The organism is Paenibacillus sp. FSL E2-8871, assembly GCF_038000345.1.
GTDB lineage: Bacteria > Bacillota > Bacilli > Paenibacillales > Paenibacillaceae > Paenibacillus_AQ.
The window spans coordinates 3,682,305-3,703,111 of record NZ_JBBOBV010000001.1; the positions used below are offsets into that span (position 1 = coordinate 3,682,305).

At 44.9% G+C, this 20,807-nt stretch carries 18 protein-coding genes; 10 read left to right on the forward strand and 8 right to left on the reverse strand.

Annotation, left to right across the window (positions count from 1 at the left end):
- Positions 1–43 precede the first annotated feature (43 nt).
- The 6 genes from NYE25_RS16665 to NYE25_RS16690 all read left to right on the forward strand — a co-directional run bounded on the left by NYE25_RS16665 (position 44) and on the right by NYE25_RS16690 (position 7,024).
- Entirely contained in the window at positions 44–1,012 is a 969-nt protein-coding gene (locus tag NYE25_RS16665) for a LacI family DNA-binding transcriptional regulator (protein ID WP_341146425.1), read from the forward strand.
- Between the two features lie 94 nt (positions 1,013–1,106).
- On the forward strand, positions 1,107–1,778 hold the full coding sequence (locus tag NYE25_RS16670; protein WP_341051709.1) for a response regulator transcription factor: 672 nt from the start codon (positions 1,107–1,109) through the stop codon (positions 1,776–1,778).
- Positions 1,775–2,854: a HAMP domain-containing sensor histidine kinase gene (locus NYE25_RS16675; protein ID WP_341146426.1), complete on the forward strand. Its 1,080-nt coding sequence runs from the start codon at positions 1,775–1,777 to the stop codon at positions 2,852–2,854. The genes NYE25_RS16670 and NYE25_RS16675 overlap by 4 nt, the downstream gene beginning before the upstream one ends.
- Positions 2,851–3,336 carry a GNAT family N-acetyltransferase gene (locus NYE25_RS16680; protein WP_341146427.1) on the forward strand — a complete coding sequence of 162 codons (486 nt, stop codon included), beginning with the start codon at positions 2,851–2,853 and terminating at the stop codon, positions 3,334–3,336. The genes NYE25_RS16675 and NYE25_RS16680 overlap by 4 nt, the downstream gene beginning before the upstream one ends.
- Positions 3,337–3,506: 170 nt before the next feature.
- Positions 3,507–5,264 carry an ABC transporter ATP-binding protein gene (locus NYE25_RS16685; protein ID WP_341146428.1) on the forward strand — a complete coding sequence of 586 codons (1,758 nt, stop codon included), beginning with the start codon at positions 3,507–3,509 and terminating at the stop codon, positions 5,262–5,264.
- Positions 5,264–7,024, forward strand: a complete 1,761-nt coding sequence (locus tag NYE25_RS16690) for an ABC transporter ATP-binding protein (protein WP_341146429.1) — start codon at positions 5,264–5,266, stop codon at positions 7,022–7,024. Before NYE25_RS16685 ends, NYE25_RS16690 begins: the two co-directional genes overlap by 1 nt.
- A gap of 73 nt (positions 7,025–7,097) precedes the next feature.
- Here the strand turns inward: NYE25_RS16690 and NYE25_RS16695 are convergent, their stop codons facing one another.
- Together NYE25_RS16695 and NYE25_RS16700 are read right to left on the reverse strand one after the other, a co-directional pair.
- Positions 7,098–7,886, reverse strand: a complete 789-nt coding sequence (locus NYE25_RS16695) for a TrmH family RNA methyltransferase (protein ID WP_042194519.1) — start codon at positions 7,884–7,886, stop codon at positions 7,098–7,100.
- A 98-nt stretch (positions 7,887–7,984) separates the two neighbouring features.
- Complete coding sequence (locus NYE25_RS16700) at positions 7,985–8,644, reverse strand: potassium channel family protein (RefSeq protein WP_076285312.1); 660 nt, start codon at positions 8,642–8,644, stop codon at positions 7,985–7,987.
- A 136-nt stretch (positions 8,645–8,780) separates the two neighbouring features.
- Between NYE25_RS16700 and NYE25_RS16705 the strand changes: the two genes are divergently transcribed.
- Positions 8,781–9,017: a small acid-soluble spore protein SspI gene (locus NYE25_RS16705; protein ID WP_042130985.1), complete on the forward strand. Its 237-nt coding sequence runs from the start codon at positions 8,781–8,783 to the stop codon at positions 9,015–9,017.
- A gap of 97 nt (positions 9,018–9,114) precedes the next feature.
- Here NYE25_RS16705 and NYE25_RS16710 read toward each other — a convergent pair whose 3' ends face one another.
- Positions 9,115–10,713 carry a peptide chain release factor 3 gene (locus tag NYE25_RS16710; RefSeq protein ID WP_042191749.1) on the reverse strand — a complete coding sequence of 533 codons (1,599 nt, stop codon included), beginning with the start codon at positions 10,711–10,713 and terminating at the stop codon, positions 9,115–9,117.
- 1,088 nt (positions 10,714–11,801) lie between these two features.
- Entirely contained in the window at positions 11,802–13,352 is a 1,551-nt protein-coding gene (zwf, locus tag NYE25_RS16715; protein WP_341051698.1) for a glucose-6-phosphate dehydrogenase, read from the reverse strand.
- A gap of 352 nt (positions 13,353–13,704) precedes the next feature.
- Here zwf and NYE25_RS16720 point away from each other — a divergent pair, with 352 nt between their 5' ends.
- The 3 genes from NYE25_RS16720 to NYE25_RS16730 are packed head-to-tail and all read left to right on the forward strand — an operon-like array spanning position 13,705 to position 17,383.
- Entirely contained in the window at positions 13,705–15,132 is a 1,428-nt protein-coding gene (locus NYE25_RS16720) for a spore germination protein (RefSeq protein WP_341146430.1), read from the forward strand.
- A gap of 32 nt (positions 15,133–15,164) precedes the next feature.
- Entirely contained in the window at positions 15,165–16,259 is a 1,095-nt protein-coding gene (locus NYE25_RS16725) for a GerAB/ArcD/ProY family transporter (protein ID WP_341146431.1), read from the forward strand.
- Positions 16,256–17,383, forward strand: coding sequence for a Ger(x)C family spore germination protein (locus tag NYE25_RS16730; protein WP_341146432.1), 1,128 nt, complete (start codon positions 16,256–16,258; stop codon positions 17,381–17,383). The genes NYE25_RS16725 and NYE25_RS16730 overlap by 4 nt, the downstream gene beginning before the upstream one ends.
- Positions 17,384–17,403: 20 nt before the next feature.
- Here the strand turns inward: NYE25_RS16730 and NYE25_RS16735 are convergent, their stop codons facing one another.
- The 4 genes from NYE25_RS16735 to liaF form a co-directional block, all read right to left on the reverse strand.
- Positions 17,404–18,216: a YwmB family TATA-box binding protein gene (locus tag NYE25_RS16735; RefSeq protein WP_341146433.1), complete on the reverse strand. Its 813-nt coding sequence runs from the start codon at positions 18,214–18,216 to the stop codon at positions 17,404–17,406.
- A 162-nt stretch (positions 18,217–18,378) separates the two neighbouring features.
- Positions 18,379–19,032 carry a response regulator gene (locus NYE25_RS16740; RefSeq protein ID WP_179085807.1) on the reverse strand — a complete coding sequence of 218 codons (654 nt, stop codon included), beginning with the start codon at positions 19,030–19,032 and terminating at the stop codon, positions 18,379–18,381.
- An 18-nt stretch (positions 19,033–19,050) separates the two neighbouring features.
- Positions 19,051–20,085, reverse strand: coding sequence for a sensor histidine kinase (locus NYE25_RS16745; protein ID WP_042191761.1), 1,035 nt, complete (start codon positions 20,083–20,085; stop codon positions 19,051–19,053).
- Between the two features lie 30 nt (positions 20,086–20,115).
- Complete coding sequence (liaF, locus tag NYE25_RS16750) at positions 20,116–20,763, reverse strand: cell wall-active antibiotics response protein LiaF (protein WP_042191763.1); 648 nt, start codon at positions 20,761–20,763, stop codon at positions 20,116–20,118.
- Positions 20,764–20,807 lie beyond the last annotated feature (44 nt).

Below are 20,807 nucleotides of genomic sequence, written 5' to 3' on the forward strand. Positions count from 1 at the left end.
GCGTTACATGTCAAGTATTATTCATGCGAAGGAGAACAAACCGATGTCCACTCTTGACGAAATTGCTAAGCTATCGGGCTTTTCCAAAGCCACGGTGTCCCGCGTCCTGAACCAATCGCCTCATGTTAGCAAGGAGACTCGTGAGAAAATTCTCGCCATCATGAAAGAAACGGACTATGTTCCTAACCGAAATGCCATTTCTTTATCCAAAGGTCAAACACAACAAATCGGCATGATCACCATGGACCTAAACGAGCTTATTCTGAGTTTTATGAACAGCTTCGTCGAAATTTCAGGTCGTTACGGATACCAGACGATTATTTATACTACCGGCGGGGATAAGCAGAAGGAGCTTCAGGCTTTTGAAGATCTCAAAATGAAACGGGTCGACGCCCTGCTCATCCTGACCTCCGTAAACGAACAGAATGTTATCTCTTCCTACTGCAAATACGGACCCATCGTATCCTGGCAGCGTATGGACCATCCTGAAATACCGTCCGTGGCCATGAACCAATATGATGGATACACACTCGCTTTGAAGCATTTGATAGAGCGGGGGTATAAGCGCATCGCTAATGCTTTTGGCCGTCCCAGCAGCATTAATACCCACAGTAGATGCCTGGCCTATGAGCAAATCATGACCAAATATAATCTTCCCGTTATGGAGAAATGGTATTACTCTACGATTTACAGTATCCGCGACGGAGAGCAGTTGCTGCGCTCCCTTATGGATGAAAAAGACCAGCCAGATGCGATTCTATGCTCCAATGATTTGGTGGCAGCGGGTATTCTCAACGAAGCACGCAGGCAGAAATTGGACGTGCCCGGGGATCTCGCCATCGTTGGTTTTGATAATTCAGAGCTGTCGCGAACTCTTGGAATCACGACCATTCTGAATCCGATTGCGGGACAAGCGGAGAACGCTTTTCTTCTTCTAGCTCCAGTGCTGCTTGAGCGGGATATGGAGTTGCAGCCACTTTCGTTTACATTGGTGGAACGGGAGACTACTTAGTTTGCCCAACCGCTAAAGACTTTGTCTTTAGCACTTTTATCAATTAGAATTATGGGAACAAGCGGTCAAAACCAGAACCTATTGGAGTGAAACCATGATTAAGATCCTCGTTGTGGAAGACGATAAGCATGTCAGAAAGCTGATGAACGCGGTCCTGAAACGTGAAGGTTATGAAGTGTTAACCGCTGAGAATGGAATCCAGGCACTGGATGTTCTTGAAGTCCAGCATATTGATCTAATTATTCTCGATATCATGATGCCGGGGATGGATGGTTATGAATTTGCCGAGGAGCTACGGAATGCGAACAACATGATCCCTATCCTCATGGCTACGGCCAAACAGCTTCCAGAAGATAAGAAAAAAGGCTTCCGCCTCGGAACCGACGATTATATGACCAAACCTGTAGATACAGAAGAAATGCTGTTGAGAATACAAGCCCTTCTGCGCCGCTCGCAAATTGTAAGCGCCCGTAAGCTTGTTGTTGGTAAAGTCATTCTTGATTTCGATGCGTTAACAGTAATTCGAGACAATGAAAAACAGATGCTTCCCCAAAAGGAATTCCTTCTCCTTTATAAGCTTTTATCCTATCCGGAGCGCATTTTCACTCGAATCCAGCTGATGGACGAAATCTGGGGGATGGACAGCGAGACTACGGACACTACGGTTAATGTACATATCAACCGCTTGCGGAAACGGTTTGAAAACTATCCGGAATTCGAACTTGTGTCCGTCCGCGGTCTGGGATACAAGGCGGTGAGAAAATGATCAAAAAGCTAAGCAGCAAAATCAGTCTGCCAATCTACTTCTCGCTTGCTGTATTCATTATTTTCCTCATTACAGTGTTAATCACCGGCATTCTGACCTACTTGTCCTTGGCCTTCGGCCTACTTGATGAGCGGATTCTTCAGGACAAAAAAATTCTCACCTTGATTATATTGATTTCCTGCATTATTATCGGCACCGTCACATCAGTAATTACCAGTCGCAGAATGCTGAAATCAATCCGCACATTTATTGATGCTATTGACCAACTGGCCGGAGGCGATTTCTCCATGCGGCTGCAGCTCAAGCACCCTCCGGAATTCAAGATTCTTTCCGAGAATATTAACCGGATGGCCGAGGAACTGGGTGGCATTGAAATTCTGCGAACAGACTTTGTAAACAATTTCTCCCATGAATTCCGTACTCCGATTGTGTCGATTAAAGGGTTCGCTGAAATCCTGAAGGATGACGAGCTGAGTAAGGATGAACGGAATGAATATCTGGATATTGTTATCGAGGAATCTACCCGTCTGGCTACACTGGCCTCCAATGTATTGAACCTCTCCAAAGTGGAAGCACAGGCAATATTAACTGATCGACAGCCCTTCAATGTCGGAGAACAAATTCGCCAATGTGTCCTACTACTGCATACTAAACTTACGAAAAAGCATATTTCCTTCAAAGCCAACGTACAGGACTATATGGTGCCTGGGAATAAAGAGATGCTGAACCAGGTCTGGCTGAATTTATTGGACAATGCGATTAAATTCACTCCCGAGCACGGCGAAATCGAAGTTACTATGAGGCAGATGAAAGATCAGGTTGAAATTACGTTCCGTGATAATGGAGTAGGCATCAGTCCAAGTGCACTTCTCAAGGTCTTCGACAAGTTCTATCAGCAAGATACCTCTCACTCTACTGCCGGTAATGGCCTGGGGCTTACGATTGTCCGAAAAATCATTGAGCTGCACGGCGGAACCGTCACCTGCGACAGTGTTCCAATACAAGGAACCACTTTCACCGTGCTGCTCCCCGATTTTAAAAAGGTAACTAAAGAATTGGGGGTTACCAGTAAATGAGTGTACAATTCAAAAAACTGAGCGGCTTTAACCGGGGAATTCTCCTTGAATTATTGACAGATGCGTATTCATTTGATCGCAGATATGAACAAAGCTCTATTTCTGATTGGCAGGATTTTGACAACTTTTTCTTTGACCATTTACAAATTGCAGATAGATATGCTTTTATCACAACTGTAAATGATGAACCCATCGGATTTGTGGTGTGGGACCCGAGAAACATGCCTGAGTATGCAGAAATTGGGCATAATTGCATTGCTTCAAAACATAAAGGCAATGGCTATGGTAAAATCCAGCTTCAAGAGGCGGTTAATAGAATCACCCAGAATGATGTAACAAAAATTATTGTAACCACGAATGACGATTTAAACCCTGCTCAACGGATGTACGAAAGTGTTGGATTCACAATGTATCAAAAAAGGAAAAGTGAAACTGGCGCAGACTTTATTGAAGAATTCATAGATTATGTGTATTTTTTATAAAAAAATGCTAATGTGTTCACGTATATCTGCTCAAACAGAAGAGACCACCCCAAGCAGTCATTCTATGGCTTAAGGGACGGTCTCTTCTTTCTTTTCATAGCAAAAGTTAACTTTCAGTTTATCATTCTCCGTTAAGATCATAGCAACGATAATGCAAAGGAGTCATTCTTATGTTGAAATTACTCAAGAATCTGGAACCCAAAGAATGGTTCTTATTCGGTATCAGTCTCATGTTCATTATCGCTCAAGTCTGGCTGGATTTAGAACTGCCTGACTACATGAGTGATATTACCCGGCTGATCCAGACACCAGGAAGCGAAATGAATGAAATCCTTGTCGCAGGCGGTTGGATGCTGCTCTGTGCTCTTGGCAGTCTGGCGACCTCGGTTGTTGTAGCGGGCATTGCTGCAAGAGTAGCGGCCGATTTGTCTGCAAGACTGCGTTCCAAATTGTTCGATAAGGTGCAGTCCTTCTCCATGGAGGAGATCAGCAACTTCTCAACGGCCAGTCTAATTACCCGTTCCACGAATGACATCACGCAAGTACAAATGCTGATTGTGATCGGCTTACAGCTACTTGTGAAAGCACCCATCCTCGCTGTGTGGGCGATACTCAAGATTTCAGGCAAAAGCTGGGAGTGGACTCTTACGACAGGTGCCGCGGTCGCATTGCTAGTAGTTATTGTCGCAGTCTGTATCGTGCTCGTCCTGCCTAAATTTAAAAAGCTGCAGCTGCTTACAGATAATCTGAATCGTGTATCCAGAGAGAATCTTAACGGTCTTCGTGTCATCCGGGCGTATAATGCCGAGGAATATCAAGAACAGAAGTTCGCTGTAGCTAACAACGAGCTTACCAGTACCAACCTATTTGCTAACAATGTAATGACCCTATTGATGCCGAGTATTACTTTGATTATGAGTGGACTCAGTCTCTCCATCTATTGGGTGGGTGCAGTGCTCATTCAAGCAGCCGAGGGTACTGCCAAGATGGGCTTGTTCTCAGATATGATCGTATTCTCATCTTATGCCATGCAAGTGGTTATGGCCTTTATGATGCTGATTATGATCTTTATTCTACTGCCCCGTGCTCAAGTATCGGCTAAGCGTATCAATGAAGTGCTAGAAACAGTACCTAGCTTGAAGAATGGATCAGTAACTCAATTCCCTGTGAAGCGAGAAGATGAAATTGAATTCAGGGGGGTTAGCTTCAAATATCCAGATGCAGAGGAATATGTGTTGGAGAACATCAGCTTCACGGCGAAGCAGGGGGAGACGGTTGCTTTTATCGGATCTACAGGCTGCGGGAAAAGTACACTTGTTAACCTCATTCCCCGTTTCTATGATGCTACAGAAGGCGAAGTGCTGGTAAATGGTATCAATGTCAGAGAATACGACCAGCAAGCGCTGCGGAATAAAATGGGCTATGTCTCTCAGAAGGCTGTTCTATTTGGTGGAACAGTGTCCTCCAATATTGCATTTGGTGAGAACGGATCCGGTCAGGTCCTCAGTTCAGATATTGTAGATGCGGTGTACACTTCCCAATCCTCTGAATTTGTAGAAAAGCTAGAGGGGAACTATGATGCCCATATCGCCCAAGGCGGAACGAATCTGTCTGGCGGGCAAAAACAGCGGCTGTCGATTGCCAGAGCGATTGCCCGGCGTCCAGAAATATTAATCTTTGACGATTCTTTCTCCGCGCTTGACTATAAGACTGACCGCAAACTGCGCAGTGAGCTTAAGAAAGACGCGCATGATTCAACGATGCTGATCGTTGCACAGCGCATTGGTACGATTAAAGATGCCGACAAGATCATTGTGCTGGAAGCCGGACGAATCGCAGGCATGGGAACGCATGACGAACTAATGCAGTCCTGCGACGTCTATCAGGAAATTGCTTATTCTCAGCTTACAAAGGAGGAGCTTGCATAATGAAAACCAAAAATAAAGGCCAGAATACATGGAGCAAGCTGCTCCGCTACTGCCGTAAATATGTTCCGGTTATTGTGATTGCGCTAATCTGCGCGGCAGCTGGAACGGTGCTCACGTTATTCGGTCCGGACAAACTCTCCGAGATCACCGACAAAATTACAGCTGGTCTTGCCGGCAGCATCGATATGGACGGCATTACTACCATTGGCATTACCCTCGTCGTAATTTACGGCGTCGGTGCGTTGTTGTCACTCTCGCAAGGCTTGATCATGTCGATTATTACCCAGAAGGTCTCGAAGAAATTAAGAACTGATCTGGCTCATAAAATGAACAAACTTCCAATCTCCTACTATAATAAATCGGCCACAGGTGATATTTTATCTCGGGTAACGAATGATGTAGATACCATCGGGCAATCGATGAATCAGAGTATTGGTAATGTCGTAACCGCCTTAGCTATGTTCGTCGGTTCGATCGTCATGATGCTGAAGACCAATGTAATTATGACCCTTACCGCTATCGTGGCAACGATCATCGGCTTTGGCCTTATGGTGGTCATTATGAAGAAATCACAGAAATATTTTGCTAGCCAGCAGGAGTATTTAGGTAAAATCAACGGTCATGTCGAAGAAGTGTACACAGGACATAATGTAGTTAAAGCGTATAATGGCGAAGCGCAGATGCGCACTACCTTCCACGAATTAAATCAGGGACTGAAGAACAGCGCCTTCAAAGCGCAATTCCTCTCTGGGCTGATGCCACCCCTGATGGGCTTTATTGGTAATCTAGGATTCGTTGCCGTTTGTATCGTTGGAGGTGTACTCGCCATGAACGGTACGATTTCATTTGGGGTTATCGTCGCCTTCATTATGTATGTACGTTACTTTACCCAGCCGTTGTCCCAGATTGCCCAGGCCGCGCAGAGCCTGCAAGCTGCATCTGCAGCCGGCGGACGCGTGTTCGAATTTCTGGAGGCTGAGGAAATGGAAGACGAGAGCCACAAAGAGAACACACTGCCAACTGCTAAAGGTAAAGTAAAATTTGACCAAGTACAATTTGCATATGAGACTTCAGAAAAACTGATTATCAATAACTTCTCGACAGATGTAAAACCTGGGCAAAAAGTGGCGATCGTTGGTCCTACCGGCGCAGGCAAAACTACGCTGGTCAATCTGCTCATCCGATTCAACGAATTAACGGGTGGAGAAATCTACATCGATGATACGCCGATCAGCAGCCTTACGAGAGAGAACATTCATGATCTGTTCTGTATGGTCCTGCAGGATACCTGGCTGTTTGAGGGTACCATCAAAGAGAACCTGATTTACAATCAGCAGAACATTACAGACGAGAAGCTTATAGAGGCTTGCAAGTCCGTTGGCCTGCACCGCTTCATTAAATCCTTAAGTGACGGATACAACACCGTACTGAACGATAAAGTTAATCTGTCCGCCGGACAAAAGCAGCAGCTCACCATCGCTCGCGCGATGCTGAAAGATGCGCCGATGCTCATTCTTGATGAAGCTACAAGCTCGGTGGATACCCGTACAGAGCTGCTGATTCAACAGGCGATGGATAAGCTTATGGAAGGCAGAACCTCTTTCGTTATCGCACACCGACTCTCAACGATCAAGAATGCCGATGTGATTCTGGTCCTGAAGGACGGCGATATCCTGGAAAGCGGCAGCCACGCAGAATTACTGGCTCAGAACGGATTCTATGCAGAGCTCTACAATAGCCAGTTTGAGCAGGCTTCTTAAAAACGACAAAAAAACTGCAACTCAATCATGAGCTTGCAGTTTTTTTATCGTCCGTTCCTTTTTTAGAAGCAGCTTAAGCCTCTCGCTGTCTCATTCCCTCAAACAGCAAAATCGTCGCTGCCATCGCCGCATTTAGTGATTCAGCGCGGCCTGCCATCGGGATGATGATACTCTTGTCCACGAGTCGCGCAGTTTCTGGCGAAATGCCTTTGCCCTCACTGCCAATCAACAGCCACTGGCTACCGTGAAAATCATGCTGATAGCACGATTCTTCTCCCTGCAGCGAAGTACTTACCAGCAATGCCCCGCGTTCCCGGGCCTGTGGCAAAATCTCACTTAAATCTCCCTCCACCACCGGGAGATGAAACATCGAGCCCATCGTGGAACGAATAGTCTTCGGATTGTAGAGGTCGGCACAGCCTTGGCCGAGGATCACTCCGTCTGCTCCCGCTGCATCCGCGCTGCGGATGATGGTGCCGACATTACCGGGGTCCTGGACACCGTCCAGGACAACCACCAGACTATCCTTCTTCGCTAGGATAGCCTCTACCGCCTGCTGTTCCTTCCGCACGATGGCGAACACCGGCTGCGGTGTATTAGTGCTGCTGCATTTCGAGATGATCGCCGCTGTTACGCCGATCACATCCATGCCCTGAACGGACTGAAGAAGCCCCTTGAGTTCAGCGGGCATTCCCTTGTCCAGGTCATAAGCAAGGCATTCCACATCTGCTTCAGCCAGCAGCGCTTCCTGTACCAGATGAACGCCTTCTACGATATATTTACGAGCCTTGTCACGGTGCTTTTTCTCCTGCAGCCCGGCCCACTCTTTAACCCGCGTATTTTGCGGAGACATGATTTCCATAAAGTCTTCCTTTCTTATGCCTTGCCAGTTATTCTTGCTCTTATATCTTTGCTTTTTGCTCTTCTACTCCCCTATAAATCTGATGATTACGTTACCACCTACTGATACGCGATCTCCAGCTTCGTCAGGTTATCTTTATGCCCAACGATTACAAGGATATCCCCATCGATCAAGCGATCCTCTGCGCGAGGGGAGATGTTCATCTCTTCACCTTGGCGAATAGCCATTACGTTACAGCCATATTTTGCACGGATATCGAGCTCTTGTAGATTTTTACCGAGCATCGATCCGGATACCTTCATGTCCAAAATACTATAATCAGGCGACAGCTCGATATAATCTAATATATTAGGCGAAGCCAAATGATGCGCAACCCGCATTCCCATATCCCGTTCAGGATAAATCACCTTGTCTGCACCAATTTTTCCTAATACTTTGCCGTGCAGCTCACTTTTTGCTTTTGCGATAATTGCTGGTACACCAAGGTCCTTCAGGATTAAAGTTGTAAGAATGCTTGCTTGAATGTCCTCTCCAATAGCCACAACCACCACATCAAAATTGCGAATACCAAGTGCGCGTAGCGCTTCTTCATCCGTTGAATCTGCAGATACGGCGTGTGTTACTATATTTGAAATCTCCTGTGTCCGCTGCTCATCCGCATCAATCGCAAGTACGTCAAACCCCATACCGCTGAGTGCTCTCGCAACACTGGATCCGAAACGCCCCATGCCAATGATGGCATATTGTTTTTTGGCCATGTCTTATGTACCTCCCGTAGCATTTCTATATCTAAAACAGTATAGCATACACGAACAAAAACTTGAATTTCCAGCACCTATACAGGGTACATTAAAACGAAGTGAATATCACTATATTTCAAAAAGGAGGTACTTTATGCCGGTTACTATTGACTTACGCCAGGCGATTATTCATAAAGTGCATGGTCAATCTGAAGAAGATTTGCGGCATATGATCGAAGGCTCGGTAGACGGACCGGAAGCAGCACTCCCGGGACTTGGCGCCGTGTTTGAAATGATATGGAAGGACTTAGACACCGCTAAGCAAGATAATTTGGTTTCTATGCTGCATGATCACCTGGAGACGATTACTCCCGGGAATATCACGTCATAGGTAGCCGCAACTAGTAAAAAACCTCCGCTTTCTCATTGTGCAGTTGCACGCTGAAGGCGGAGGTTTTTATTAATAATCAGGAAGTCGTGCTTCCTTACTATAGCAATGCTTTAGGAGCCATCTCTAGGAATGTAGCTGTCGGGTTCTTATCCATCGCTGTCCGCATAGCATATTCATTCTCGAACAACACGACAAAATTGCCCTTCTTATCTGTAACGAGCGTAGAGTTAATACGGAACTTACTCGCATCCGGTTTAGCCTCATCTACGATCCAACGCGCGAACTGGTATGGCATACGCTGCAACTGAACATCCACACCATATTCACCCTTCATGCGGTACTCGAACACCTCAAACTGCAGCTGTCCAACTACGCCGAGCAGAATATCGTCAAAGTTAACCGTACGGAATACTTGAATCATACCCTCTTCAGTCAGCTGATCGACACCCTTTTGGAACTGCTTCGATTTCAAAGCATTTTTAATACTCACTTTAGCAAAAATCTCTGGTGAGAATGTTGGCAGCTCATCGAATTCCAAATCTCCGGCCTGACTCAGTGTATCTCCAATTCTAAAAATACCTGGATCAAACAACCCGATAATATCTCCCGGATAAGCTTCCTCTACGATATCACGGTCTTGCGCTAAGAATTGTTGCGGCTGGGCTAGCTTAATGTCCTTACCCGCACGTACATGCTTCACGCTCATCCCTCGTTCGAACTTCCCGGACACAATACGTAGAAAAGCAATCCGGTCACGGTGAGCCGGGTTCATATTGGCTTGGATTTTGAACACATAGCCAGTAAACTTCTCGTTCATTGGTTCTACCAAACCTGTAGTACTACGGCGTGGTTCAGGCTTCGGTGCCAGATCCAAGAAATTATCGAGGAAAGTCTGTACGCCGAAATTATTGATCGCACTACCAAAGAACACAGGTGTGAGTTCACCACTTAGTACTTTTTCATAGTCAAAAGCATCGCCTGCTACATCCAGCAGCTCCAGATCCTGACACAGTTGATCATGCAGATATTCCCCAGCCATTTCACGAATGATTGGATCACGATATCCGTCAACCTTTTGCACCTTGATTACGGAGTGATCGTCACCTTGGAACAGCTCCACCTGATTCTTCATCCGGTCATATACGCCGCACAGCTCACGTCCACTACCAATCGGCCAGTTCATAGGCACAGAGCGAATACCCAGTACTTGCTCCAGCTCTTCCATTAGATCAAACGGACTACGTCCTTCACGGTCCAGCTTATTGATAAAAGTAAAGATCGGAATCCCACGTTTCGCACATACCTGAAACAGCTTGGTCGTTTGGGTCTCCACACCTTTTGCCACGTCGATAAGCATGACCGCACTATCCGCTGCTGTTAGTGTACGGTAGGTGTCCTCACTAAAGTCTTGGTGACCCGGTGTATCCAAAATATTCACGCGGTGATTCAAATAATCAAACTGCATCACAGAGGAAGTAACAGAAATCCCCCGTTGCTTTTCAATTTCCATCCAGTCACTCGTTGCATGCTTGTTCGCCTTACGGGCCTTAACCGTTCCCGCCAGACGGATAGCACCACCGAATAACAGTAGTTTTTCCGTTAAAGTTGTTTTACCCGCATCCGGGTGGGAAATGATCGCAAAGGTTCTGCGTCTGTCCACTTCCTTTTGCAGCTTCTGATCTATTGCTTTGTTCATTACACATATCCCTTCATATATAAAATTCCTGCTTCTGCTTCAATTACACTGAGGTTATCTTCAAATCGGTGCTCTGCTCATCGTTCATACCCCTTCATTTCTGAATGAATAGCTATCTTAGGTCTAGCTCCAGTCCGCTTCAAGTGAAAGCATCCTCTAAAGTATATCAAAATCCGGCAGACATTATCTACTAAAAAGCTTTTGCAGCAAAATATCTCCCAAATCAGGTCTATATCCTGTTCGCCAGTTCCCGTAGCTCAACAAGAAAAACGCCTGACTGCGTCCTTATTGCACTTATTCCCTAATAACAAGCCCATTCCCGGGTGATTCAGGGTAGTTAACAGCGCTAGCTCGTTTACGTTACTGGCGGCACACTGTATTCGGTTTTTCGCATACATTTGGCTCGTTTACGTTACTGGCAGCACATTGTATTCGGTTTTTCGCATACAATCGGCTCGTTTACGTTACCGGCGGCACATTATATTCGGTTTTTCGCATACATTCGGCTCGTTTACGTTACTGGCGGCACATTGTATTAGGTTTTTCGCATACATTCGGCTCGTTTACGTTACTGGCGGCACATTGTATTAGGTTTTTCGCATACATTTGTCCGTAAGCTCGACTAAAACATGCATTTTGGAGGATAAGGTCCGTTCGATCGTCCCAAAGAGGTGTGTGTTAATTGAAAACAGGGCTCCCCATGGCCCCCCGTTGAATATAGGCCCCTCCCTTGATTTCGTTTCACATTTCTCCGCAGTCTCTTATAGTAAAATAGTTGTATTTCCTACACTTATAAGAAGTATTAGCATTTCCAATCGCCTTTAGTTGTATTTGATGCAATTAAAAACTCAATGTGCTAGCTTTTCGGCCTTATGCGGAGAAAATAGTTGCAGAGGATACACTTAAAAGACTAATTTCCACCCAATATGTGATTTTAATTGTACAAAGTGCAGTTATTTAAAAGATGCTCCTGTCGCCCGAGCGGCATTTGGAGCCAGAGTGGCCTGGGGAGGCTGAGTGTTCTCTAATCTCACCATTACAAAAAATCTCCCTGCATCCTCTGCAGGGAGATAGCATTAAAGCAAAGTTTAGTTATTCTTCAGCCATACTACATTATCTTCTTCCTGACCGTTTACCGGCCACCAATGGAAGCCATCCTGAGCAAGCAATTGATCCGCTTCAACCGGACCCCAAGTGCCGGCAGGATAAGCAGATAGATCACTCGACTCTTCCTTCCAAGCCTTCGCAATACGATCCACGAACGACCATGCCGACGATACCTCATCCCAACGAGTGAAATAAGTAGAATCTCCGCGTGCCGCGTCATGAAGCAAGCGCTCGTAAGCTTCCGGGGAATTGATTCCAACCAAGCAGCTCTGACAGAAGTCCATAGCTAATGGTTGAATTTCAGACTCGGAACCCGGCTTCTTGGCATTAATCTTTACATAAATGCCTTCCATAGGGTTCACACGGATAACAAGCAGGTTAGGCTCCAGCGTATGCTTTTGTCCCAAATAAACATTGGTTGGCATTCCCTTGAACTCAACTACCACTTCCGTTGTCTTCACCGGTAGACGTTTACCTGTACGAATATAGAAAGGAACTCCAGCCCAGCGGAAGTTATCTACAAACACACGGGCAGCAAAATACGTCTCAGTACTCGATTCAGGATCAACCTTATCTTCCTGACGATAAGCAGGAAGGGTCTTTCCATTATGCAAGCCTTGAATATACTGTGCTCTCACGACGTTCTCACGAACTTCGTCAGATGTACCATAAGGACGAAGTGAACGAAGTACCTTCACCTTCTCGTCACGAATATCTTCTGCAAGCAGACGGCTTGGTGGTTCCATTGCAATCATAGTCAGCAGTTGCAATATATGATTCTGGCCCATATCCCGTAACGCTCCAGCATGGTCATAATAACCACCGCGCTCTTCAACACCTACGGTTTCGCCAAGTGTAATTTGAATATTGGCAATATGCTTATTATTCCAAAGCGGCTCGAAAAAAGCATTTGCAAAACGAATGACTTCAATATTTTGAACCATTTCTTTACCAAGATAATGATCGATCCGGTAGATCTCCTCTTCCTTGAACACCTCACGGATCTGCTCGTTCAGCTGCTCAGCTGACTCCAGATTATATCCAAAAGGCTTCTCGATGACGAGGCGATTCCAACCTGTGCTATCCAGCATGCCGCCAGCCTTAAGGTTGAACGAGACACTGCCGAACAATTCAGGTGCCAGCGCAAGATAGAACATCCGATTGCCCGGAATTCTAAACTTCTCTTCAAGAGCTTCTGTTTGAGCTCTTAATTCACGGAAGCCATCAATATCGTTGATGTCCAGAGATTTGTATTCAAAATGCTGTACAAACTCATTCCATTCACTCTCTTCTCCCGCTTTATAACGGCAGAATTCAAGGATGGATTCCTTCACATCACTTCTAAATTCTTCCTGAGTACGCGGGCGCCGCGCCACGCCAATTACCGCAAAATCATGTGCCAGCTTACCTTCACGGTACAAGCTGTAAATCGCCGGGAAAAGCTTACGCCGGGCTAAATCTCCGGTTGCCCCAAAGATAAAAAAGACAGCACCGGGTGTGTGCAGTGCATCAAGGGTTTGATTTTCAGCCATGGCTCCTCATCTTTCTGTATGTAATATAGTTTATTGACATTCTCAGCGTCGAGAAAACGACGTTATGTCATTTTAGCATATTCCTAAAAAGGATGCTATCAGATTCCTGACAAATACTCTCGGGATTTCGCAAATTTCAATTAAAATTTCTTATTACTAATAATACTTCACCTTATAGAACTATCTATATTGACGAAGTGTTTGTCACTTTATCCATTAATATAAGTGAATCGTTTTGTTTCTCAAGCTGTGCAGACAAACACCTATACCAATTAGTTACTTTCATTCAGGAATATTCTGCAAATCATTCGGGAACGTTAAAGGAAAATAACTCGAAAGTCGAGCTCCCTTAATGACTGAACAAACACAGATCTCATTCACTACTGTAGATCAAAACGCCGATTTCATCGAAGCAGCCTTGTTCTATTCAAATGATCTCAAAAAAAGAAGAATATCCTTTAACGGAACTGAAGGAATTCTCTTTTATCTAGAGTCCATGGCAGACATGGAACTGGTTGAGCAGAATGTGATTGCTCCTTTTCACAATAGCAAAAACAAAGAGCTTTCCAAACTATTTACAACGCTCAGCTTCGGTGTGGAAACAGAACTAAATAAAGGCATTCAGGGACTTATTAACGGAGGCTGCCTCTACTTTGTTGAAGGAATATCTGAATTTTATATCCTCTCTACTCCTGCCAAACACGAACGAACTATAACCGAACCTCTGAATGAAGCAGTTATTCGGGGGCCGCATAACGGTTTTATTGAAGATATGACGGTTAACTTATACCTGATCCGTAAACAAATCACCACTCCAAACCTTACTGTTCGCTACTTCACCCTTGGGAAAATCGCTCCCAAAAAGGTAGCTTTAATCTATATGGAGAACCTTGCCAAACCTGAATTAGTAAAAAAAGTAGAATCTAGAATAAAAAAAATCACTCTTGATTCGGTGCTCTCCACCGGCTTTATTCAGGAATTAACGGAAGATAATTCGTACTCTATATTTCCACAACATATCAATACAGAGCGCCCAGACCATACCTCCTTCTACTTGCTGAAAGGATACGTCACAATCCTGCTGGATGGAGATCCCACAGCTCTGATTGTACCTGCCAGCTTCTTCACCTTCTATCAGACGCCGGATGATTATAGCAATCGATGGCTGATTGCTTCCTTTGTCCGTTTTATCCGTCTGATTGGTTTTGTAACAGCATTCCAACTGCCCGCACTCTATATTGCCACCGTTTCTTTTCACTCCAGCGTCCTTCCCTTGCAATTGTTCTTCACAATTCAAGGTTCACTGACCCGGATCCCATTCCCCCCATTGGTAGAAGCGATGCTGCTTGAACTCATATTTGAACTGCTGCGGGAGGCAGGGCTCCGTCTGCCCAGCCGTGTAGGTCAAACCATTGGGATTGTAGGTGGTTTGGTCATCGGGGATGCCATTGTTAAGGCTGGATTGGTCTCTTACGCAATGATCATCGTTGTCGCATTGACTGCCATATCATCCTTTCTCATCCCTTCTAACGAGATGAGCTCCGCAATCCGATTTATGCGGTTCCCACTTATGATTGCAGCCTCTTTGTTCGGGTATATTGGGATATCTTTTGGGTTGACACTTATTTTTGTACATTTGTGTAAGCTTGAATCTTTTGGACAACCTTACCTTACACCCCTAGCCCCGGTAAATATTCAAAGCTTGAAAGACACCTTCTTGCGCCTTCCGATATGGTCCATCCGCAAGAATACAAGCAAATCAGAGGCTGAAGAAGAATAATCATTTAATCTGAACTGACAGGAGTTATAACAATGACTCAAAAAGAAAAAATGATAACAAGGGGGCAGCTTTTCTGCTTTATGATTCAAGCCCAAATTGGGGTTGGCATTCTGTCTCTTCCCTTCAAGCTTAACGAAGCGGCCAAGGGAGGGGGAGGGCTCTCTGTTTTGATTGCGGGCATCATTACCCAACTTGTTATCCTTCTTCTATGGGTTCTGCTGAAAAATTTCCCCGGACTCAACTTATTTTCTATATGTTTAAAGCTCGGAGGTCCGATTATTGGCAGGATATTAATAATCGCTTACATCTGTTACTTTGTTCTACTTGGCTCCAATATTATGTTCAGTGCGGTAGAGGTGCTGCAGAGGTGGATCCTGCAATCTACACCAAGATGGGCTATATTAACCCTCTTCTCGATCATGACTCTCTATTTGGCAAGGGAGAAGCTTACAGTGTTGGCCAGATTCTATACATTGGCAACAGTTCTTTTTGTTCCGCTTATACTATTTGTCAGCTATGGTTTAACTCAAGCTCATTTTGAATTTATGCTCCCCCTTCTGGAGAATGGGTTCTGGAATGTCGTGAAGGGAGCACAGGAATCAACTAAGTCTATGTATGGTTTCGAAATGATGATGATCATCTACCCGCTTTCCAAAGGTACAAATAAACAAAAATTAATGACCATTAGTCTAGCCAGTTGGTTCGTAACCCTGCTCTATGTCTTCGTGGTATCCACCTGTCTGATGGTATTTAACTCTGAGCAAATCAAAATCATGCCCGAACCCGTCATCTACTTAGTAAAATCTCTTAACTTTTATATCGTGGATCGTGCAGATATCCTGTTTCTGCCAATTTGGGCTATCACGCTTGTTTGTTCTATTGTTAGCTACTGCTACGCAGCATCCATTGGACTCAGTGTTTTATTTAGTCGAAAAAGCCATAAACATTTTGCTCCGTTTGTAAAAATCATTTCTTTTATGATCGCACTTGCACCTGTAACTCCTGCAGGTGTAGATCTTTTTGATACAGCCGCTAACTATGCGGCCTATGTGTTTATTGCCGGATTATCGATGGTATTGCTGATGATTTCCCTATTTATGAAGAGAAAGCCAGGTGGTCTTGCATGAAGTTTGACATGAAATTCAAGTCGCATTTACTTTTAATTGCCCTTGTTTCCATCTGTCTTACTGGATGTTGGGACCGGGAATATTTGAAAGACCTGCATCTGGCTTATTGTGCTGCAATTGATTATACAGAGAACGGAGAGATCAAAGAAACCATCGAACTAATCATTCCCCCCGATATTGAGCAGAAAGCTACCAAGAATGAAATCCATTCGAGTTTCGGATCGACTGTGCGCAATGCGAGCAATCAATTGCGAAATAAAGTTAGGGGAAACATTAGATTTATTAAATATGGGTTTGAGCTTATGGGAAGGACTACGGCTGAGCGTGGCCTGTACCCTATTCTGGATGTGAATTACAGGGATCCAAGCAATCCAACATCCAACGTTCGGCTAATTATTACGGAAGGAGAAGCTGCCCAAATTCTTGAACAAAAAAAGGTTGGGGAATTAAAGATCGGTGAATTCATTAAGCAAAAGATCGATAGTCTGGAAGAAATGAGTATTTTTCCAAAAGAAACGGCAGATACCGTGTTCCGATCCCTGATGGATCCAGGGCATGACTTTGCTCTTCCATATCTAGGAAAAGATGGGGGCGAAATAATCACGAAAGGGGTAGCTCTCTTTCATGACCAGAATTATAGCGGAATGTTGAACCCCGATCAGTCAATCATGATGGTTCTGCTGATGGGACAACAGGGGAAAAATGCCCGCTTCACTAAGAAACTTGATTTGGGACATTCCAATGATATTCGGAATTTCATTACTATTAATGTGGGTTCAAAAAAAATAAAGCGGCAATTCAAGGTAACCATTGCTGATGATGAAAGCATTGATGTGAATTTGGGCTTGGAGCTGCAAGCCGTCGTAGAAGAGTTTACAGATGTACTCGACGAGAAAGAACTTAAAAAAGTCAGTCAAGAGCTTTCGATTTTGCTTACAAAGGAAGCCAAGACAGTTGTTAATGAAATCCAAAAGGCAAACTGTGATATCTTTGGTGTAGGAAGAACACTTATTGCTTATCATCACAATGTCTGGAGCAACAAAAATTGGTCTGAGGATTACCGGAAAGTAAAATTCCATACCAAGGTTGATGTTAAAATTGTAAGTACGGGCATTCTACAATAGATCCTTGATCGGCCCTTTTTTCAATATTCTATTGTTATTAATGGAAATCCAATCGTAACGCGGCTGCTGCCCTCTTTTGCATCCTGATGAATAGCTGTCTGTAGGACTACCTCGTGGTTTCCGCTGATTACGGAATGCAGCAATGCCGATGTACTATAAGTATGGCTGGCTGTTGTTTGATCTTCGTAGCTTTCCTCAACTTTAAGATCGGGCAGCTGTGCGAACATATTCTGCTCCGTTAACAATAGAGCCTTCTGAGGGTCCTCCTGCTCCTTCGCAGCACCCTGAAGTGAGGTGTTCCATTCCGCTGCGATTCCGATCTTCCGAAGTTTCGCGCCAGCTTCTTCTGCTTCAGCTTGCAGATCCGGAGTATTTAACAAATCAGGTGTCTCCAGGGTTACAATCACATAACTACGTCCGTTTCCCAGCTCACTCCAGAACATGGTGGTTTGCAAACCGGCTCTGTCGGCAGCCGAACGGTAAGTAAGATGTTCCCCCCCGTCTTCCCGGCTTGTTTCTCCCAACCCAAGATCATCGGATAGGTTAGTTGCAGTGAGGCCAGCCTCTAGACCATCACCATTGAATTCTCCCTGCCATTTTAAAACTAAACGAAGAGGGGAGCCGGGTACTGTAACACTTTTACCAAGGGAGGTCAGGAGAGGAAGTGACTTTTTCAATTGGGCGATCTGGCTGCTCTCTTTTTCACCTTCGCCCCGAAAACCTGCCAAAAGTAACGCAGTACAGCATAGAATCAATACCAGCAACATTCCTTTAATACCGCTTTTTCGGCCTGCACCGTGTCTCTTTCCCTTACTTTCTTCCACATACCCCACAATCCAACACCCTCTCAATCCGGTCTATTAATCTACTAAACAGGATGTCCACTTTACAAGATTTTATACGGAGACAAGTATTTTCATATACTCGTGCACACAAAAAAACCAGCCCTTCTTACTCTGGCCAGTTCTTGTACTCACACCAATTGGGATATCCAATTATTCAGCTAGTCCATTTTTATATGCATAAATTGCTGCTTGGGTCCGGTCTTCCACACCCAGCTTCGCGAGAATATTCGTTACATGAAATTTCACAGTCTTGATCCCAATAATTAGTTGGTCCGCGATATCCTGGTTCGATTTACCTTGCGCTAGCAGACGTAATACTTCCATCTCGCGCTCCGTAAGCTCTTTATAAGCAGGGGATTCACCCTTTGCATTGTTTCGAAAACGATTCATCATTTTAGAAGCGACCTGTGACTCCAGTACAGACTGGCCTCTTGCCGCAGCGCGTATGGCATCTGCCACTTCACTAGCTCGTGAGGTCTTTAGTAGATAACTGAACGCACCTGCTTCAATCACCGGATACATTTTTTCATCATCCAGATAGCTTGTCAACACAATAACTTTGATTTCGGGATACTGCTTCATTAAGTGTTTGGTCGTTTCAATCCCATCCATCCCATCCATTACGAGATCCATCAGGACTACATCCGGATTGTACTCTTGTGCCAGGCGGATACCTTCTTCCCCACTTCCAGCTTCCCCTACGACTTCAATTCCGTCTTCAGTACCTAGAACAGCAGCTAGTCCGATTCGCACCATTTCATGATCATCTACAAGCAATACCTTAATGGCTTCCTCCATCTCCATGGTCACTCTTTCCTCCTATTATTCATTGACTAACGGAACGGTAATTTCAATCCGCATTCCTTTACCCGGAGCGGTAATAAACTGAATGGAACCTCCGATTTCATTCATCCGCTCCTGCATATTCGACAAACCGTAGGAAGTTTGTTTACTATCATCCAATTCAAAACCAATCCCATCATCACGGAGCGTCAAACGAACTGTATCTCCTCGCCGATGCAGCCTGATTTCCATCTTTTCTGCTTTCGCATGACGAAGCGTATTGGAGATTGCCTCCTGCACAATACGGAATAAGTGATTCTCTACCCCTTTTAGCAATTGTACATCAGGGTCCATCTCGAACACGATTTCAATCGGAACCTTAACCTTAAGTTCCTTGATCAACTCCTGCAGCCCCTGCTCTAATCCCTTACCTTCCAAATAAACAGGTCTTAAATGAAGCAATAGTGCTCTCATCTCTGATTGGGCTACAGCAGACATTTCTTCGATAAGTGCAATTTGCCGTTGCGCCTTGTCAAAATCCTTCTCCAACGTCCGGCCTACAGCCGTGGCGGTCATAGAGATCGCGAACAACTGCTGTGAGACTGCATCATGCAATTCACGCGCAAGCCGCTGGCGCTCTTCCATAATAGCAGATACTCGTGCTTGCTCCGCGAGCTTCGCGTTATTTGTAGACAATCGCTGCAGTGTTGTCACTTGGTTTTCCCATTTTCCACTAATTCGGCCTAATTGTTCTCCGAGCCTTCCCAGCTCATCGTCACCCAAGTCAGGCATAGATAGCGTTAAGTTTCCCTTCTCCCACAATACGAGAGTTTCTCTCAGGCGTTCCAACTTTCGCTTTACTCGGAAGCTCTGATAGAAACCAAAGCCAACCCCGAACCCCATGGGCAGCAGAATTAGAGTAAATGCCGTGCGTAATCCAATCATCCAGCTTTCAAAAGGCTTTAAATAGCCATATGTATACATGGTGTACAATATCACAAGCAGCATGACAAAAGAGAACAGAGCCCCCTCACCCATACTGCGTGACATCATATTTTTGTTCTTTTTATCCATACGGGGACCCTCCCTTCTGTATCAAACTAATCAGGATAATCGCACATCCAAATCTCCCATCAAATAAGACACACTAAACTTCACCTTATATTCACTGCTCTCATAGTTAGGGGACTTCCAATTCAGACGGTTTAGCATACCAGTATCGCGCCCATTACCGAATTCAATCGATCCAAAAAGCACAAAGGCTTCTATTTCCACACCATAATCATCTGACAATTGAATGTCCATATCACCAAAGATTCCTTGAAACAGCATAACTGTTTCCTTTTGCTCCGCCATAGCCAGTGAAAGATCAAGATCGGCCTCTCCAAGGATATGCCATGAGCTGAGGCTATGCATCACCCAGGGTGAGCGATCCCAGTCAAATCTAGACGAAAAGTTTTGCTTCTGCATAAACCCTTCCTTACGCTGAACTCTTTTGGATTTAGTAAAAAACATCCCCAATGAAATCAAACAAATCCCCAGCACGAGCACCAAATGATCCAGCAAAAGTAATATAGCGCCAATCCCGAGCAGCTTATAACCCTGCTTCACTTTTCCTGATGTCGTGCGGTAGACCCCTAGGAACAGGAATAGAAGCGCGACAATGGAGAAAAAGCCGAGCCATCTACCAAAAATCATCATGCAGCCAACACCGATCAGTCCGATGGCAATCAAACGGTTTCGTTTATCCATTTCGCACCTCCCAAAAGTTTTGCGTAGCAAAACTAACTTCGTAA

Coding starts and splice junctions, on each gene's coding strand:
- NYE25_RS16665 (WP_341146425.1), top strand. CDS start 44: ATGTCCACTCTTGACGAAATTGCTAAGCTATCGGGCTTTTCCAAAGCC.
- NYE25_RS16670 (WP_341051709.1), top strand. CDS start 1,107: ATGATTAAGATCCTCGTTGTGGAAGACGATAAGCATGTCAGAAAGCTG.
- NYE25_RS16675 (WP_341146426.1), top strand. CDS start 1,775: ATGATCAAAAAGCTAAGCAGCAAAATCAGTCTGCCAATCTACTTCTCG.
- NYE25_RS16680 (WP_341146427.1), top strand. CDS start 2,851: ATGAGTGTACAATTCAAAAAACTGAGCGGCTTTAACCGGGGAATTCTC.
- NYE25_RS16685 (WP_341146428.1), top strand. CDS start 3,507: ATGTTGAAATTACTCAAGAATCTGGAACCCAAAGAATGGTTCTTATTC.
- NYE25_RS16690 (WP_341146429.1), top strand. CDS start 5,264: ATGAAAACCAAAAATAAAGGCCAGAATACATGGAGCAAGCTGCTCCGC.
- NYE25_RS16695 (WP_042194519.1), bottom strand. CDS start 7,886: ATGGAAATCATGTCTCCGCAAAATACGCGGGTTAAAGAGTGGGCCGGG.
- NYE25_RS16700 (WP_076285312.1), bottom strand. CDS start 8,644: ATGGCCAAAAAACAATATGCCATCATTGGCATGGGGCGTTTCGGATCC.
- NYE25_RS16705 (WP_042130985.1), top strand. CDS start 8,781: ATGCCGGTTACTATTGACTTACGCCAGGCGATTATTCATAAAGTGCAT.
- NYE25_RS16710 (WP_042191749.1), bottom strand. CDS start 10,713: ATGAACAAAGCAATAGATCAGAAGCTGCAAAAGGAAGTGGACAGACGC.
- zwf (WP_341051698.1), bottom strand. CDS start 13,352: ATGGCTGAAAATCAAACCCTTGATGCACTGCACACACCCGGTGCTGTC.
- NYE25_RS16720 (WP_341146430.1), top strand. CDS start 13,705: ATGACTGAACAAACACAGATCTCATTCACTACTGTAGATCAAAACGCC.
- NYE25_RS16725 (WP_341146431.1), top strand. CDS start 15,165: ATGACTCAAAAAGAAAAAATGATAACAAGGGGGCAGCTTTTCTGCTTT.
- NYE25_RS16730 (WP_341146432.1), top strand. CDS start 16,256: ATGAAGTTTGACATGAAATTCAAGTCGCATTTACTTTTAATTGCCCTT.
- NYE25_RS16740 (WP_179085807.1), bottom strand. CDS start 19,032: ATGGAGATGGAGGAAGCCATTAAGGTATTGCTTGTAGATGATCATGAA.
- NYE25_RS16745 (WP_042191761.1), bottom strand. CDS start 20,085: ATGGATAAAAAGAACAAAAATATGATGTCACGCAGTATGGGTGAGGGG.
- liaF (WP_042191763.1), bottom strand. CDS start 20,763: ATGGATAAACGAAACCGTTTGATTGCCATCGGACTGATCGGTGTTGGC.